16 protein-coding genes, 1 tRNA gene and 1 pseudogene are annotated in these 16,135 nt (G+C 54.4%); 7 read left to right on the forward strand and 11 right to left on the reverse strand.

Features of this window, described 5'->3' with window-relative positions:
• Window positions 1-141: 141 nt before the first annotated feature.
• Complete coding sequence (locus FOE74_RS21680) at window positions 142-228, forward strand: hypothetical protein (protein ID WP_225840737.1); 87 nt, start codon at window positions 142-144, stop codon at window positions 226-228.
• A gap of 128 nt (window positions 229-356) precedes the next feature.
• Here the strand turns inward: FOE74_RS21680 and FOE74_RS21685 are convergent.
• Both FOE74_RS21685 and FOE74_RS06035 read right to left on the reverse strand, forming a co-directional pair.
• Window positions 357-650 (reverse strand): annotated as a pseudogene (locus FOE74_RS21685) (recombinase family protein); the annotation flags it as partial.
• A 259-nt stretch (window positions 651-909) separates the two neighbouring features.
• Window positions 910-1,851, reverse strand: a complete 942-nt coding sequence (locus tag FOE74_RS06035) for a hypothetical protein (protein WP_149097696.1) — start codon at window positions 1,849-1,851, stop codon at window positions 910-912.
• Window positions 1,852-2,077: 226 nt separating this feature from the next.
• On the opposite strand from FOE74_RS06035, the gene FOE74_RS06040 reads away from it, so the two are divergent.
• Complete coding sequence (locus FOE74_RS06040; protein WP_149097697.1) at window positions 2,078-2,473, forward strand: hypothetical protein; 396 nt, start codon at window positions 2,078-2,080, stop codon at window positions 2,471-2,473.
• A gap of 32 nt (window positions 2,474-2,505) precedes the next feature.
• Here the strand turns inward: FOE74_RS06040 and FOE74_RS06045 are convergent, their stop codons facing one another.
• Genes FOE74_RS06045 through FOE74_RS06055 form a run of 3 tightly spaced genes read right to left on the reverse strand, consistent with a single transcriptional unit; the run spans window position 2,506 to window position 3,612 of the window.
• Complete coding sequence (locus FOE74_RS06045) at window positions 2,506-2,766, reverse strand: hypothetical protein (RefSeq protein ID WP_149097698.1); 261 nt, start codon at window positions 2,764-2,766, stop codon at window positions 2,506-2,508.
• A 39-nt stretch (window positions 2,767-2,805) separates the two neighbouring features.
• On the reverse strand, window positions 2,806-3,060 hold the full coding sequence (locus tag FOE74_RS06050) for a hypothetical protein (protein ID WP_149097699.1): 255 nt from the start codon (window positions 3,058-3,060) through the stop codon (window positions 2,806-2,808).
• Between the two features lie 21 nt (window positions 3,061-3,081).
• Window positions 3,082-3,612: a hypothetical protein gene (locus FOE74_RS06055; protein WP_149097700.1), complete on the reverse strand. Its 531-nt coding sequence runs from the start codon at window positions 3,610-3,612 to the stop codon at window positions 3,082-3,084.
• 151 nt (window positions 3,613-3,763) lie between these two features.
• Here FOE74_RS06055 and FOE74_RS06060 point away from each other — a divergent pair, with 151 nt between their 5' ends.
• The 4 genes from FOE74_RS06060 to FOE74_RS06075 all read left to right on the forward strand — a co-directional run bounded on the left by FOE74_RS06060 (window position 3,764) and on the right by FOE74_RS06075 (window position 6,966).
• Window positions 3,764-3,991, forward strand: a complete 228-nt coding sequence (locus tag FOE74_RS06060) for a helix-turn-helix domain-containing protein (RefSeq protein ID WP_225840700.1) — start codon at window positions 3,764-3,766, stop codon at window positions 3,989-3,991.
• Between the two features lie 278 nt (window positions 3,992-4,269).
• Window positions 4,270-4,722 (forward strand): LexA family protein, encoded by a 453-nt coding sequence (locus FOE74_RS06065; protein ID WP_149097702.1) that lies wholly within the window; start codon window positions 4,270-4,272, stop codon window positions 4,720-4,722.
• Between the two features lie 4 nt (window positions 4,723-4,726).
• The gene (locus FOE74_RS06070; protein ID WP_149097703.1) at window positions 4,727-5,995 is read left to right on the forward strand and encodes a Y-family DNA polymerase; all 1,269 of its coding nucleotides are present in this window, start codon (window positions 4,727-4,729) and stop codon (window positions 5,993-5,995) included.
• 101 nt (window positions 5,996-6,096) lie between these two features.
• The gene (locus FOE74_RS06075; RefSeq protein ID WP_149097704.1) at window positions 6,097-6,966 is read left to right on the forward strand and encodes a DNA/RNA non-specific endonuclease; all 870 of its coding nucleotides are present in this window, start codon (window positions 6,097-6,099) and stop codon (window positions 6,964-6,966) included.
• A gap of 152 nt (window positions 6,967-7,118) precedes the next feature.
• Here FOE74_RS06075 and FOE74_RS06080 read toward each other — a convergent pair whose 3' ends face one another.
• From FOE74_RS06080 to FOE74_RS06105, 6 genes are all read right to left on the reverse strand, one after another.
• Complete coding sequence (locus tag FOE74_RS06080; RefSeq protein WP_149097705.1) at window positions 7,119-8,996, reverse strand: DUF2075 domain-containing protein; 1,878 nt, start codon at window positions 8,994-8,996, stop codon at window positions 7,119-7,121.
• A 20-nt stretch (window positions 8,997-9,016) separates the two neighbouring features.
• Window positions 9,017-10,579: a DUF2075 domain-containing protein gene (locus FOE74_RS06085; RefSeq protein ID WP_225840702.1), complete on the reverse strand. Its 1,563-nt coding sequence runs from the start codon at window positions 10,577-10,579 to the stop codon at window positions 9,017-9,019.
• 325 nt (window positions 10,580-10,904) lie between these two features.
• Window positions 10,905-11,234 carry a nucleotide pyrophosphohydrolase gene (locus tag FOE74_RS06090; protein ID WP_149097707.1) on the reverse strand — a complete coding sequence of 110 codons (330 nt, stop codon included), beginning with the start codon at window positions 11,232-11,234 and terminating at the stop codon, window positions 10,905-10,907.
• On the reverse strand, window positions 11,227-13,215 hold the full coding sequence (locus FOE74_RS06095; protein WP_149097708.1) for a tetratricopeptide repeat protein: 1,989 nt from the start codon (window positions 13,213-13,215) through the stop codon (window positions 11,227-11,229). Before FOE74_RS06095 ends, FOE74_RS06090 begins: the two co-directional genes overlap by 8 nt.
• A 222-nt stretch (window positions 13,216-13,437) precedes the next feature.
• A tRNA-Arg gene (locus FOE74_RS06100) sits at window positions 13,438-13,511 on the reverse strand.
• Window positions 13,512-13,652: 141 nt separating this feature from the next.
• The gene (locus FOE74_RS06105) at window positions 13,653-14,345 is read right to left on the reverse strand and encodes a TVP38/TMEM64 family protein (RefSeq protein WP_149097709.1); all 693 of its coding nucleotides are present in this window, start codon (window positions 14,343-14,345) and stop codon (window positions 13,653-13,655) included.
• A 125-nt stretch (window positions 14,346-14,470) separates the two neighbouring features.
• Between FOE74_RS06105 and FOE74_RS06110 the strand changes: the two genes are divergently transcribed.
• Window positions 14,471-15,610: a cystathionine gamma-synthase gene (locus tag FOE74_RS06110; RefSeq protein WP_149097710.1), complete on the forward strand. Its 1,140-nt coding sequence runs from the start codon at window positions 14,471-14,473 to the stop codon at window positions 15,608-15,610.
• Window positions 15,611-16,135: the final 525 nt, after the last annotated feature.

The following is a 16,135-nucleotide window of genomic DNA, read 5'->3' on the forward strand; positions in this document are numbered from 1 at the left end:
GTGGGTTCATTTTTGCGGAGGATTTTTTTGTTTGCGAACACGTTGGCCTGCCCTGTGGATTGTGGTAATGGAAAGTGAAACCATGGCCTAGGATCTAAATCTTTATTACACATGCAAGGGCGATAAGGGCTTGCTCAACCTATTCCAGGTCTCACTGCTGTTGCACTTACCGCACTCTCTGCACTTATGGCGTGCTTAGCATTCATAACCGTTTTGGCGGAGACGTAGCACAGGGTTGCTATCTCCCTGATGGAGAACCCTCCATGCCGCAAGAACTCGACCACCTTCCTATTCTCTTTAAGGAATTGTTCTACGCCCTTCACTGACCCCTCAGGCCTTGATATATGCTTGCCTTGGCACTGGGCCTCCTGCTGGCCCAAAATAATCCTCTCCACGATAATTTCCTGCTCCATCTCCGCAAGGTGCGCTAAGATGCCCAAAATCATCATGGTGACACTGTTCTTCCTCCTTTGCCTGTTCAGAGAGCGCAGGTTCTTATTCACTACCTGGGTGCAGACGCCTAGCTCACCCAGTTCTAAGATGATATTACTTACATCCATGCTGTCCCTGCCTAAGCGCGAAAGTTCACTAAGCTGGGGGTCAGTGTTCTGCTTGGTAGTTGAGACGCGTAGGTATAGTGCTGCTTTCATAAACTATGGTTGCTTTTGATGCTTCAGTTCAAATAAAGTATTTGTGTCATGTAAAGCTATAGCTTACCGTGATACTGCTAAAGGTCACTCCCATGTGTCTTTAGCGCTATTGAGGGCAGTATGATTGGGCGGTACTTTTTTTGACACACTTCAGGTGAGGCAAAGCCGATAGGGCGCTACCCCGGAAGTGTGCCACGGATTAACAAAGTGCCTACCAAGGGAAGAGGTAATCCCCGGGAAGGATTGCACCCATTGCCATTTAATAGAATATGAGGTAGCGGTAGCCGCGGGCGGTATCCTCCGCGTTGCCGAAGTCCACCACCCTGCCCCCTGAGGCGTTATGCTCCAGGTACTCGGTGAAGGGCGGGCGGGAGTTGTTCACCTTCTCGGTCTTGATGGAGACCACGCAGTTGTTGGACAGGGCCCTGGGCCCCAGGGCGGGAGCGAAGCCCACCCCGGGAATCTCGCTCTGCACGCTGCTGACGATAAAGAAGCCCTTCAGCGGGTTGGGGTTCCCGTCGTACTCCAGGGTGTACTTGTCGTGGTAGTCGGCCTGGGTCTGCTCCTGTACCCAGACCTCCGTGATGTTGCCCCTTTCGTCGTAGGCGAAAGTCCTCCTCTGGAACCCGTACTCCCACGTGTGGTACGCCGACCGGAAGCTGGAGTAGATGTCCTTGACCTTGCCGTTGGGGTAGTAGGAGAAGAAATTATCAACCACGTAGTAGGTCTCGTCCTTGGCCGTGGCGCTGTTGTAGAAGGACTTGCCCGTTATGCTGACCAGCAGCCCCTGCTCGTAGTTGTATTTGTAGACCCACGTGACCGTGTACTGCTTGCAGTCATCCCTCACCGAGACGATCTCGTCGATAAGGCCGCCTGGGTGGTATCTGTAGGTGTATTGGGTCTCCTCGCAGGTGTAGTAGGGGTTTATCCGGGTCACCTTCCTCATCTTGGACCGGTCCGCGTCCGGCTCGAAGACCCACTGGCGGGGTGGGCTGCCCGGTATCCTCAGGTGGATGGCGGAGATGGTGCCGTTGTGGAACTCGCCTTTGGCCAGCTCATTGAGGATGACCTCCGGCCTCTCCAGCTTGGGCAGCACGGGTTGGAAGGGCTTCTGGGTGGGCGCCGGGTCCTCCTGTTCCTCCTTGTCTGAGCAGCCAAAGGTGATTGCCAGAATGAGAAGGAAGAGCAGCCTATATCTCATACCGTTAAGTTAGTGATTTTTAATGGTCTGCCAAGAGTAGAGGCAGGGTATGTTCCAGCTTACTATAGCCCTGCTGCCCCAGGGTATCAGCCGTAAGTCTCCTCTTTATTTCGTATATTCAAGTATGGACAGCGCAGAAGTACACAGGAATTGTAAATCCTGAGAGCCATGCACGTGTCTGTTCCAGGTACCTTCCCATCCCTTCCTTTTACACCCGATATAACGCATGAACATCCCCCTCTCTGACCTACCGGGCATTATGGCCGCCCAGCACCGCGTACTGAAGGACTTGAAGAAGAAGACCGGGCTGCGGCAACGGGACTGGGAGGTGCTGTGCGCCTGCCAACGGCTCTCCCTTGCCAGCTATCCCTTCACCGCCGCCAAGGTGGATGCCTTCCTGCAGGGGGCCTACTTCCTCCCTTGCCTCTATGACTCCCTCAAGGTGCTGCTGGGGAAAGGCTACCTGAGGGTGGTGGTGCCGGGGAAGCCCTTCCGGCCCGAGTCCTATGAACTCACCTACGGGGGAAAGTGTCTCGTGATGAGGACGGCGGAGCGGATGTTTCTCCTATCAGAGGCCCAGGAAAAAGTACTGGGGGGTGTTGTGAAGGGAAGGCTGTGGTAAGGCCCCCGCCCCGGTTTGGGACGGGGACTCTTTTACTTAAAGAAGAAGGCAAACACAGCGAAGCCCAACGAGATCACGGTGGCGACGAAGTTGAGCGCTATGGCGAGGGTCTCCAGGTTGGAGGTCGCCTCCCCGGCGAAATTGCCGGTCGCCTGGGCGATCCTGCCCATGGCATAGTGCGACCAGAACACCAGCACCCCGGCCAGAACCGCCAGCCAGGCGAGGGTGGAGTCGCCGGAATGCCAGAGGCTTGCGCCCGTGAAGATGGAAAAGAGGGCGATTATTCTTGCCATAGGCTTATATAGTTTAAGTGAGCATCTGGATTGGCCTGGCTACGGCTTCAGCACGTATCCGAGCGCGGCAAACGCCGCAGCGCCCAAGGACCCCACCAAGTTTACCGACAGGCACAGGGCCCAAAGCCCCTTCGCCGAGAAGAACCGGCGGGTGAGCACTAGGTTATCGATCACCCCGGCAGACCAGAAGACCAGCCCGCCCGACAGCAATGAGAGACCGGCCAGCAGGCCGTGGTCGATATGCCAGAGACGGAGCGCGGCCAGCACGGCCAGGAGCGAGAAATACTTCCACATAGAGGATGGGTTGGGTGGTGGTTACCGGGAGAGAATCTCCAGGGTTTCCAGGTGGCAGTCCTGCTCGTAGAGGCAAGACCAGCCCTCGGTTTGGAAGAGGGGGTTGCGCTCCGGCTTTACCTGGTTGGCCTGCCGGCGCGCATAGATGGCGTCCGGCTCCTGCAGGGCGTGTCCTATGTACTCCTGGGCCACATAGCGGGGGTAGTGGTACTTCTTCCCGGCCACTTCCTTGGTCTGGCCCCCGGCGCCATGGGTGTAGTGCTCGAAGAAGTCTACCGCCTGCCAGTTGGCGTTCAGCCCGAAGGTGAACATCCGCTGCCTCACCACTTGGTGGGGTTTCCTGAGGGTCTCCTCCAGCCGGAAGTCAATACCTTTGTTCCCGCGGTCAGCCCTAACCCACAGCTTGAGGGTGGAGTGGTTGGCGGCGATGGTCTCGGCGAAGGCCTCCATGAGGATGAGGTGCAGCTCCCTGTTGGTGAGGTGCACCGGGTAGAAGTGAACCCCGTTGATTCTCCTCTCAGTCCTTTGGTATTCTAGTTCTTGTCCTTGCATGATAATGAGCGTTTATAGGTTATGATTCAATTTTCTTCCTTAACCACGGGTTGAACATTTTTCATTACTGGACGGGGCAAAGGTAAAAAGAATATTGATTTGGATGCATATAGACATCCAGAAAATTTAAGGGGGATGGGAGATTTGCGGGGTGAAGAACCCTGCCGGAATAAAATCCTTTGGTGCCCATCTCCGCAGGCTGAGGATGGAGAAGAACTGGAGCCAGCAGGAACTAGCGGACACGGCCAATATAGCCAAGACCACGGTACAGCGGATAGAGAACGCCAAATTCACGGTTTCCCTGGATGTACTCATCTCCCTCAGCGAGGCGCTCCAAATCCCGTTGCGGGAACTGATTGACTTCCCTCCCCATGAATAGAGTGTCATCTCTGATCAACCCTATCCTCCTGTGGGTGCACCATGATAACCTCCCTAGACCAGGATTCTGGGAACCCTTTGCATGATCTACAAATCGCATGACAGGTTCTCCCGCCTTTTTCTCCTAGGCATTACAAAATGGCGCCTTGCGCTAGTTTTCTTCCTTTGAATTAAGTACCTGAAAGGGGTTAGAATTTTTTATAAATACTAATTATTTTAGTTTTATGCATCTGCTTTGCTAAATTTGTTCGTAAACCGCAGCAATATAACAGAGGCAGAATGGAAGCAGCGATCATCCCCTTACACCCCTTGGAGGAACAGCGGTTCCTTGTAATAATTGACCAAGGCAATTCACTGCCCCTTTACACCACCACGGTGCAGGCCGGATTCCCCAGCCCCGCCACGGACTATTCCGCTGAGCCCATTGACCTGAACACCTACGCGAGCAACCACCCGGCCTCCACGTTCCTGGTGAAGGTGGAGGGTGACTCCATGGTCGGGGCGCACATCATGCCCGGAGACCTGGCTATCGTGAACCGGGACATCAGGGCCACGAGCGGCATGGTGGTGCTGGCCTTCGTGGACGGCGGCTATACCATCAAAAGGCTGGAAGTGAGGAAGGACGCGGCCTACCTGGTGTCGGAGAACCCCAAGTACCCGGCCCTCAGGATCGATTCACCGGAGGGCGGCCTCATCTGGGGCGTGGTCGTAGGCATCCACCGCAAGTTCTAGGCGCATGACCTCCCTCTTCGCCCTGGTTGACTGCAACAACTTCTACGCCAGCTGCGAGCGGCTCTTCAACCCTGACCTGATAGGCAAACCCATCGTGGTGCTCTCCAACAACGACGGCTGCGTCATTGCCCGCAGCAACGAGGCCAAGGCCCTAGGCATCAAAATGGGTGCGCCACTGTTCGAGATAAAGGACCTGCTGGCAAGGGACGGGGTGCATGTGTTCAGTTCCAACTACGAACTCTACGGGGACATGAGCAGGCGCGTGGTGCTGACCCTCTCGGAGTATTCCCCCAACGTGGAGGTCTACTCCATCGACGAGAGTTTCCTGGACCTGGGCAACTTCCTGCACGTGGACATTCAGGCCCACGCCAGGGCGATCTGGGAACGAGTCCCCATAGCGACTGGGATACCCGTGGCCGTAGGCGTGGCCGCCACCAAGACCCTGGCCAAGCTGGCCAACCGGCTGGCCAAGAAATCCAGGAAGGCCAACGGGGTGCTCGTGCTCACCGACCCGGTGCATGTGGAGGCGGCCCTGAAAGCCACGGAGATAGGTGACGTATGGGGTGTGGGCAGGCAATACGCCAGGAAGCTGGCCCTATACGGGGTGCGCACGGCCTATGACCTCACCCGGCAGACCGACAGCTTCGTGAAGAGGCATATGACCATCGTAGGCCTCCGGACGGTGAAGGAACTTAGGGGTGAACCCTGCATTGACTTGGAGATGGTGCCGCCCTCGAAGCAGAACATCTGCACCTCACGGTCCTTCGGGCAGCCGCTGATTGACCTCTCTGACATCGAGGAGGCCCTGGCCACGCATGCGGTGCGCTGCGCCACGAAACTCCGCAAGCAGGGAAGCTGCGCCTCCGCCTTGACGGTTTTCCTGGAGACCAGCCGTTTCGCCGCCCCCGGGCAGGTGTATTTCAGCAGCAGGACCGTCCAGCTGGAGAGCCCCAGCGCAAGCGAGTTGGTGATCATGCCCCAGGCCCTGGGGGCATTGAGGGCCATTTTCCGTAGTGGCTTCCGCTATAAGAGGACGGGGATCATCGTCACCGGCATCTGCCCGGCGGGACAGGTGCAGCAGAGCCTCTTTGAGCCGGACAACAGGAAGAGAGACAGTGGCCTAATGGATTCACTTGACACCCTCAGGAAGAGGTTCGGCCACAGCGTGGTGAAGTACGGAGTGCAGGGAACGGCAGGGAAGTGGGAGATGCAGAGCGGCAAACTATCCCCCTGCTACACGACCCGGTTGGATGACCTGATCAAGGCAAGGTGAAGGCAAAAGCCTTCCCCCCATTGGACTCAACCCTTCAATTAGGCCCCTTAAAACATTCACATTGTCCTCTCGTTCTGAGATAGAAGACTAAAATACTCCAGATGCACCTACCTTTACCCCGAAATCTACGCCTCCTCTCGCTTCTGTCCCTTTTCCTGCTGGCTTTCAGCTGCCAGGAAACGGAGGTAGAGCCTAGCAAACCGCTTACCCTGGCCGAGCAACAGCTGCTGCTGGGCAACCCCAGCGGGGCTACCCCTGATATCGGCAATCCGGGCAACTACCTGATCATGCGCCCGCAGTACGCGCTCTCCTACAGCCGGGAAAGGGGGACGCCCAATTGGGTGAGCTGGCACGTGGGCCCTGAATGGTTAGGGACGGCTGACCGGCAGGATGATTTCCGGGCAGACTCCGCCCTGCCGCAGGGCTGGTACCGGGTGACCGCCTCCAGCTACTCAGGAAGCGGCTTCGACCGGGGCCACAACATTCCCTCGGCAGACCGAACCAGAACAATAGAGGATAACTCCTCCACCTTCCTCATGACGAACATGATCCCGCAGGCCCCCAACCACAACCGGGAGACTTGGGCAAGACTGGAAGACTACACGCGGGACTTGGTAAGCCAGGGAATGGAGGTGTATGTGGTGATGGGCAGCTATGGGGAGGGAGGCACCGGTTCGAACGGTACTTTAAAGACCATTGACAACGGCCGGGTCACTGTCCCAAACCGTGTCTGGAAGGTGCTGGTTGTCCTACCACTGGGAGAGGGTGACCTTAATCGCATCACTTCCTCCACCAGGATAATCGCCGTTGACACCCCTAACAGCAATACAGTAAGGCCCGATTGGGGTGGCTACCGCACCACTGTAGATGCCATTGAGCAGGCAACAAATTATGACTTGCTATCTGCCCTTCCCCAGGAGTTGCAGAAAGTGCTGGAGGCACGGGTGGACAATGGTCCCACCTCGTTATAGGTACCTATAAGATTAATTCCAAAATGGAGGAAAAGGCAGAAAGCGAATATTGGCCGAACTAGATTGGCTTTCTGCCTGGCTACTGCCTTTTTTATCAGGGATTATTGGGTAACGTCCGCACATTAGAGCCTTTAATATATCCCGTTGGAGAATTATCTTTCCATTCTTGATCTAAAGAACTTTTCGGTCTCCTTATCTATAAAATGCACATAGCAACCTTTCATGCCCCTAGTCATAAGAACTTTGTAGGTGTTTTTAATATAATCTATAAACCTTTGCCGGTCGCTTTTCACGGTGCGGTCATGGGATTTGGATGGATCACCGATCCATTTTGAGTTGCTCAGGTCGTATCGCAAGTCCTCACCCACGATGACCCCCACATAGTCGAACTCAAATCCCTGGGCAGTGTAGACGCACCCTATCTGTCCGCTTCCCCTTGGATCATATGCCCAAAGAGAGGCCGAGGGGGTGTCTTTGGAAAGGTGTCTTGCCGTAGGTTTAGCATTCCACGGCCTTTGAAAATCGCCTATCCGCACATCCGGTATAAGATTCCCATGGGAGTCTGCCTCAGACCAAGGCCAGCAGAAACCGGCTGTGAGTCTAGCCGAAAGCCCCTCCTGCTCTTTTGCCCTGATGGCTTGGTCTAACTCCTCCGGGCTGCTGAAAATGCGGAAGTCATAGGTCTCCGTCTCAGCCTCGGTCCAGATGACGTTGGCCGTCCTTTTGATGCCTAAAGTATTGTTCAGCCAGTTGATAAAGCCGTCAGAGCCATTGCACCGGAACTGGGATTCTAACTCATACTCCACCACCTCCACATTCTTGGAGCGGGCATATTGCCTTACATAGTCGATGGAGCCGATCTCACCCGGCCGCACGATCTGGTTGTCATCGATGAAGAACACCACCACCTTGCCGGCTCTCAGTATCTCATATAATTGGGGAAGGGACTGCGAGTTCTTGGGGGAGTCGTAACGGGATTTGCTGTTCTCCCTGATCCTGTGGGCCTCATCGCAGATCAAGACATCTATGCTGTCCTTTTCCGCGTCCTGATAGTTGTTGAAGTACTTGAAGACCTTCTCAGACTTACGGCCGAAGATTTTGCGGAGGGTCTCTGTGAAGGCCTTGGAGCCTGTGGCGTAGTGGGCCACGAAAGCCATTTTCGCCATCTGTGTCATTAGGTGGAGCGCGATCACGGACTTCCCGGTCCCTGGGCCACCTTTTACAATCACAGCGGTTTTCTTCCCTGAACCTTGCGCCTGCTCCACAAGGCTCTTCACCTTGTCGAATACAATCAACTGATCATCCAGGAGGGTATAGGGGGATTTAGACCTGAGCACCTCGCCCACCTCCTGCATCAGCTTCTTGGAGGGGCTGTAATTGCCCTTTGCAATTCTTTCCAAGGTAGGGAGGCCGTCTCCACGGGAAAGTTTATCCAAAAGGTATTGCTCCAGAGTCTGGCTTTCCTCTTTGGAGAAGATTGGGCTTTGGATAAGGAGGGTGGAGAACTTGGGGTCTAGGATAGCCTCCTCCTTCTGATAGGTATAGTTGTGGAGGTAAGAGCAGGCGTGCAACCGGACTGAATTGCTCTCATCCGTGAAAGCGGAGTGTACATCTGCGAGGTAGGTGCGGTACTGACCCACTTGGGCAGAGGGATGCAAAACCTCACGATGCTTACCTGCCAGCCAGGTGGTTACTTCATGCTCCCCAGCGGCTGGCTCAGTGGAAGACCATTGCTTCAACTCAATAATCACTGCATTTTCTACCCCTAGATAATCCTTTCCGCAGATCAGGCAATCCAAACGCTTGGAGGTAAGGGGCAGCTGGTACTCTACCAAAACCCCGTGGTCGTGGAGTTTGGCTTTGTCAAAGACATCGCTGATTGATTTGAGTGAATTGTACCAGCTTTGCACCTCATTGGGCTGCGGTTCCTGACGGTAGTACCTGAAGAAAGCATCCTTCAGTTTGGAGACGATGCTGTTCTGCGCGTTGTCCCTAATAAACTCCAACGAGGAGCCTTGGTATAACCTCATATCCGTTTCTGGTAATTAGATTATCTCGCTTCCATAGGTAAGGGTAAGGCTATTCTGGACTTGAAGTAATCAGCGGTCTCCTTATCAGTGCAGTATATATAGCAGCCTTTCATACCCCGGGTCATCAGGGTCCTGTAGGTGTTCTTGATGATGTTATCCAACGTGGATGGCGTATTTACTGGGTCGTCCTGCAGAAGCCTCTTATAGCCCCTGATCGAGGCGTCTGAACTCGCCCTGGCGGATGGCACTGTCACTACCTCACCGTCCCGCACGATGAGGTCAGGCCCAATGACCACCCCGATATAGTCTACCTCCAAGCCCTGGCAGGTATGGATGCACCCGATCTCCGATACCGATTCCTCATTGACCATCCACAGGCTACCGTCCTTGGTCAGGTTCCAGCGCATCTTGAAGCTGAACTCGGAAATGACCACGTCAAATTGGCTCGGGTCGTTCTTGCTAAGCCATTTCCAGCAATACCCTGCCACCATACGGGCCTTGTTGTTTGCCTTGTTCTTCTCAAAAACCAACTCCCGCAGGGCATTGGGATCATCGAATACCTTGAACTCGTACTCCAGACCGTCCAGCTGACGGTTTGCGGTCTCCCGTATCTGAAGCACATCGTCCAGCCACGCCAGATACCCGTCAGAGCCGTTGCAGCGGAACTGGGAGGATAGTTCCATCTCGCTCACCGTGGCTCCAGCCAATGTAGCCCACTTCCTGATCTCACTCTTCTCCCCGATGTCGTTCAAGGTCACCCGTTGGTTCTCATCCACGAAGAAGACGGAGAAGCGGGAAGCCGAAATGATCTCCTTTACCTGGTTTTCGCCCAGGTTGCTGTAGAGACCGGATTTTTCGTTGAGCCTGTGCGCCTCGTCCACGATCAGCGCATCGAACGAGTTATCCTCAAAACTGAGGAAGGAGCCTGAACCCTTGAAAAGGTTGGAGATATGGGTTTTCTTCATGGAGCCAGTGAGTTTGCTGGCGTAGACGGTGCGCGGTGCCGCGTTCTTGGAAACGTAATGCGTCAGAAGCCCCAAATGGGTCAGTGTAACCAGCAGGTTGATCGCAACCACCGACTTCCCAGTGCCTGGGCCGCCCTCGACGATCAGCACGTTCTTATTGGTATCATTGGAGGTTTTGGCAAGCGATAAGGCGGTCTCGTAGACCACCTTCTGGTCATCGATCATCACGAACTCCTGGTTGCCCTTTAGCATGGAGGCCAGACTGTCGGCCAGCATCTTGGAAGGCTTTATCCTGCCGCAGTCGATGCGGTACATGATGTCAGAGCTGTCCCCGTATTTCACGAACTGCTTGATGAAGTCCCTCAGCTTTCGGGCATCGCTCTTCAGGAACAGCGGTGCCTTGTCGATATAGCCGGAGTAGAAGGCATGGTTTATCACCCCATCCTCCGCGTAGTTATGTAGGTAGGCGCAGGGCTTGAGTTGGATATTCTCCTGGTAAACCGTCTCATTGAAGCCCTCCAACAGGGCGGCATAAGACCACGCCTGGTAGGAGGGGTGGGTCAACTCCCTGTTCCCGCCGCCCACGTAGGATTTCACCACCGCGTCCTTGTCGGTCAACTCAGCGGTCGACCACTGTTTCAGTTCGATCAAAACCGCATGCTCGACTTCGTGGTCATCCTTACCGGTCAGGATGAAGTCGATCCGCTTGCTGGTCTGAGGGATGTGGTACTCGATGGCCACCCCGCAGTCCACGGGGATGCCAGGGTCCGCCAGGATGGTGTTCATGTACATGAGGGAGTTTTTCCAGGAACTGATCTCCCCCTTGCTCGTGCTGGTTTTTAGTTGCTTTTCCCTGAAGGAGTCCAGGATAATGTTCTCGATGTCGTTGGTGAGGATGTCTTCCTGGAAAGTCCCTTTCGTTGCCTGGTATACTATCACGTGTCTATAGTTCGTCGTATTTCTTAGCTGACCCCTTTGCCTTTGAGACGGGGTATTTTGATTTGTTATGCTCTATCTTATCTAATATTATATCTTTCACATCCAAGCCCTGCTTTTCTGCCAGCAGCAGGCAGTAGGACATGATATCCGCTAATTCCTCCTTTATCCTCTGTCGGTCGGCCTCCTCGTTCCCCTTCCACAGGAACAGTTCCAGCAACTCCGCCGACTCGATGGAGATGGCCAGGGCTAAGTCTTTGGAGTTATGGAACTGCTGCCAATCCCGCTCATCCCTAAACCGGAGCAGGGCATCTGTCAGGCTCTTTATATCACTCATTGGGTTTTCCGCTAAGCTGTTTCGCCAGGGCGTACTCATTATCGAAGGGAAGCTGCAGGTCCTTCAGCATCTCCGGTAACGCCAAGGCCCAACTCACATAATAGTAGGCCATGAGATGGTAGCCGCTGAAGGATTTCCCCTTGATGCTAGGAACAATGTAGTTCTGCTTGTCCGGGTGGATGCCCGCGATGCCCATGGTGGCGATCTCGAAGGCGATCTGCTTCACCTTGTCCTTTGGCATGCCTTTGAAGAACTGCAGGGCGTCTACCATGAACATGACCACCGCCATGTTGGTCTCCTCGCCTCCGTGGGAGGCCTGGAATTTTTCCATCTCCCTTTGCTGGAACGGGTCCAGGGGCGACTCAAGCCCGTATGGGTCTTGTTCGATGGACTCCAGTATACCCTCTAGGTCAGTGCGTTTCTCCCGGTACTCCTTTTCGCTGATCAGCTCAAAGTAGTTCTCCAGGCGCATGTCCTCCGCCCAATGCTGGACCACCTCGTACTCTTCCCCTGGTTGCCGGTCTTTCCGGTACTCCTCGAACTCCTTGTAGAAGTCCTCCGCCTGCTTCACCTCAAAGGGGAAGGCATTGTAGTCCTTCAGCAGGTCGACCCCATACAACTCCTTGAACTGCATGGCGCTGACCAGGTTGTATATCCTGCTTTTCGACACGATGTCCTTGGGGGAAAGTTCCAGTATCTTTTTATCGGTCACTGCCTTTATCCCCTCTTGGAGCAAACCATATAGGGAGAGGAACTGGTATGCCCTGAGGTTGCTGTATTCCTTGTAGATGATGTCCTCTATGAACAGGTCAATAGGGGCATTGTAGACCTGGAGGTTTATGCCTTCAAATAGGCTGGAGGTGTAACCCGCCAGGGACTCTTCAGAGAGCCCCATCTTCCTGAGTTTTCTCAGGGTATCCGCCTGGTCCTTGGCGAAGACGCCCTTCTGCTGCTGGCTGGTGACGAAGAGTTGGTTCAAGTCCTCCTTCCTGGCCTCTATCACTAACTGCAGGTGCAACGCCTCGTGCATCATCAGATGCTCCACGGCTGGGTAGCCAGGCTTGTAGCGGATGATATGGGTCTCCCTGCCGTAGTTTTCCGCGAACTCTATCTTTGCGGCCGTCAGAATCTCTGGGGCTGGGGCCAACTCGATCTCATGGCCTCCTTCTTCCTCCAGCCTGTAGAGGAAGGCCTTGACAGTATCCATTCCATCACCCTGTTCCACTATCTTTCTGGCTACCTCGAATGCCTTCCTTAAGGAGTTCTGGTAGACAGCATCCTTGGTTTTATTGGTCTTGATGGACTCTATGATACTATAGAAGGCAGAGTCTAGGTCACCCTCCATCTCGGCGATTATCCCTAGCCCTAGATGGGTATTGGGGTAGTTTCGGTCTATTTCCATCGCTTTATAGAAGTACTCCTTGGCCTCGGGGAGTTTACCCTGCTGCATGAGGATTCCGGCGATGTTGTTGACCGTGATGTTATCCTCGGGGTTCGCCTTTACAGCCTGCTCATAGTACTTGAAGGCGGTATCGAAGTCATTTTTGGAGCGGGCAAAGATATTGCCCATCATCAGAAGGGCCCACCCGTTCTTGGGGTCCCACCGCAAGGCATCGATCAAGGCGTCAATTGCCCCTTCCTGGTCTCCTTGTTCAGACAGAATCTGGCCTAGGATACGGTGGTACTCTGATACCTGTGGTGCTTTTTCTATAAGAGGAACCAGCTTGTTTTTAGACTGTTCATATTTGCCTTGCTCACTCAGGTTCAACACCTCTTGGAACACCTTCTGCTGGCTGGCGATAAGATCGGTATTGATGGAAACCTCTATGAAATTGCCTTTGACTTTTACTCTGGGGGAATAGGGTCCAACTGTGTAGTACCTGCTCATTTCTTCCTTCAGTACCTCAGATGCGTTTACAGCACCTTTGGCAAAAGGGAACAACTCAAAAAGAAAATCGTCAATGGGGTGAATTATGATCATAGTCAAAAATAGTAATCTTTAACATGATTAGCCTAACATAAACTCCCCAAGTTGAACAATCGAATAGGGTTGGTTTAAGCCAGATAGAAAACAATCGAATTTTATATGCGAAAAGGCCGAATGTCTTGAAGGGTTTATGTGAAACTGGGCCTTTGTGTGCAAAATGTGTGCACAAAAAAAAGCCACTCACAAGTTTTATCTCGTAAGTGGCTGAGTGTCAAGTGGTCGCGAAGGGAGTCGAACCCCTAACCTTCTGATTCGTAGTCAGATGCTCTATCCAGTTGAGCTACGTGACCTGATTTGATGATGCAAAGGTAGGTGCTGCTTTCGTTATACGCAAGTTCTGAGCAAAGATTTTAAAGAAAAAACTGCTGAAAACAGAATAGCCATTGGAAATCAACCAGTTTAAAGTTCGGCCCCTGGCGGGATCACACCAATTACTTCTTGGCCAACGCTTTTTTGAGAGCCCGGTTGAAGAGGAAATACAGTCCGCCCAGCGAAATCACCACCAAGGCCCCAAGCAGAAGCTTGCCCGAGGTACCCGCATTCGGGTCTTTCAGGAGGGCCAGCAAATCTTGGGCCTGGGTGCCTACCCAGAAGAAGAAGAGCGTGCGGGGCAGCATGCCGGCCATGCTGGCGAGCAGAAAACGGCCCCGGGGCACCTGCACCAGCGAGAGCACGAAGGTCATGAAGGCAAAAGGCAGCACCGGCGAGATACGCGTGAGAATGATCAGGCTCCAGCTGTGTTCCCGAAGTTCGTCCATAACGCCCTCGGCTTTGGGGAACTGGTGCAGAAAGGCCGTCATCTTGCCGTGGTCAATAAGCCGGGCCACGGTGTACCCTATCAATGCGGCGGCACCATAAGAGATGACCACCCCCACAAAAGCGGCCCACCCGAAGAGGAACCCGGTGGCCAGGGCCACAAAGGTGGTGGGGGTAATAGCAAAGGCCATGGTGAGCGAAACCACCAGAAAATACAGCACCTGCTGCCAGGGCGACAAGGCTTCCAGCAGGGTGGTGTTGTGGTACAGCCAGAGGGCCAGACCAGAACTGGCCACCACCGGAACCACCACCAATAACAAAGAGTAAAGTAAGGTGCCAGTATTTTGTTGCAGGAGTTTCTTCCACATAAGCGCGTCCAATATCGGGTATTTCTGTCAAAGTACGGGAAAAACGCCCCAACCGCTGAATCTGCCTGACTTAGAAACTTGGCCCCAATTTTCTAACTTGCGCCCATACCACCGTATAAGAACCTATGAAATTCGGAACCAAAACCATACACGCCGGGGTAGAGCCAGACCCTACCACCGGCGCCATCATGACGCCTATCTACCAAACGTCAACCTACGTGCAGCGTTCCCCCGGCGACCACCAGGGCTATGAATACTCGCGTACGCACAACCCCACCCGCACCGCCTTACAGAACTCGCTGGCGGCGCTGGAGAACGGGAAACATGGCCTGTGCTTCGCCTCGGGCATGGCCGCCACTGACTGCATCATCAAAATGCTCAAGCCCGGTGACGAGGTCATTGCCACCAATGACCTGTACGGCGGCACCTACCGCATCTTCACCAAGGTGTTCCAGGAGTACGGCATCAAGTTCCAGTTTGTGTCTATGGCCGAAATCAGCAGCATAGAGCAGTACGTGACGGAGAACACCAAAATGGTGTGGGTGGAAACCCCTACCAACCCGCTCCTGAACATCATTGACATCAAGGGGGCCGCCGAGATCTGTAAGAGGCGCAACCTGCTGCTGGTGGTAGACAACACCTTCTCCACGCCGTACCTGCAGACCCCGCTGGACCTGGGCGCTGATATTGTGATGCACTCGCTCACCAAATACATGGCCGGTCACTCAGACGTGGTCATGGGCGCTATTGTGGTCAAAGAGGATGAACTGGCCGAGCGCCTGGCGTTCCTGCAGAATGCCTGCGGCGGCACGCCCGGACCGCAGGACTGTTTCCTGGTACTGCGCGGCATCAAGACCCTGCACATCAGAATGCAGCGCCACTGCGAGAACGGGAAAGCCATTGCTGAGTACCTGCGCCAGCACCCCAAGGTGGAGAAAGTGTTCTGGCCCGGGTTTGAGAACCACCCCAACCACCAGATCGCCCGCGACCAGATGCGGGATTTCGGGGGCATGATCTCTTTCGTGCTCAAAGGTGACCGGCAGGAAGACGCCATCCAGGTACTGGAGAAACTGAAGTTTTTCGCGTTGGCTGAATCACTGGGCGGGGTAGAATCACTCTGCGGGCACCCGGCCACCATGACGCACGCCAGCATTCCGCAGGTAGAGCGCCTCAAAGGCGGCCTCTCAGACTCGCTCATCCGCCTGAGCGTGGGTATTGAAGACGTAGAAGATTTGATCGCGGATCTGGAGCAAGCCATCGGGTAAGTCCCGAAAAACCAGCATACAACCTGAAAGCCCTGCCTGGAAATGTCTGGCAGGGCTTTTTGTTTATAGGGTGTTTTTGGGGAACAGGTCAGAAACGGGATAGCGCAGTCCCTTCTCCCTGAGGGAGAAGGCTAGGAGGAGGGGGAATTAGTTTCAAGTCAATTAAACCGTATCTGTGAAAAAGCGGCCTACCTATTTTAGGGAGTCACAGGCTGGATAAACATTTGCCCAGGAACCGCCGCTGCCCTCTCACTTGCTGTGCTGGATTTGCCATCCGGAACTTTGGGAAAGCGGATTACAAATCCGCCGGAGACTGGGAGCACCTGCCATGGGGATTGCAATCCCCATGGCAGGTGCTCCCAGATTTCAAATCCGGAAGAGCTTGACCCTGAAACAAGGCCAGATTGGTAGGGGCAATCCCTGGTGGTTGCCCTTGACAGGGAAGGAACCATTTCGGTCAAAGCTCTGCCGCCTGCTCCAAAGACCACGGAGTATCCGGAAGGGCGGCGGACGTCTGCGTTAGGG

It is taken from the genome of Rufibacter glacialis (genome assembly GCF_008271745.1).
In the GTDB taxonomy this organism is placed as follows: Bacteria; Bacteroidota; Bacteroidia; order Cytophagales; family Hymenobacteraceae; genus Nibribacter; species Nibribacter glacialis.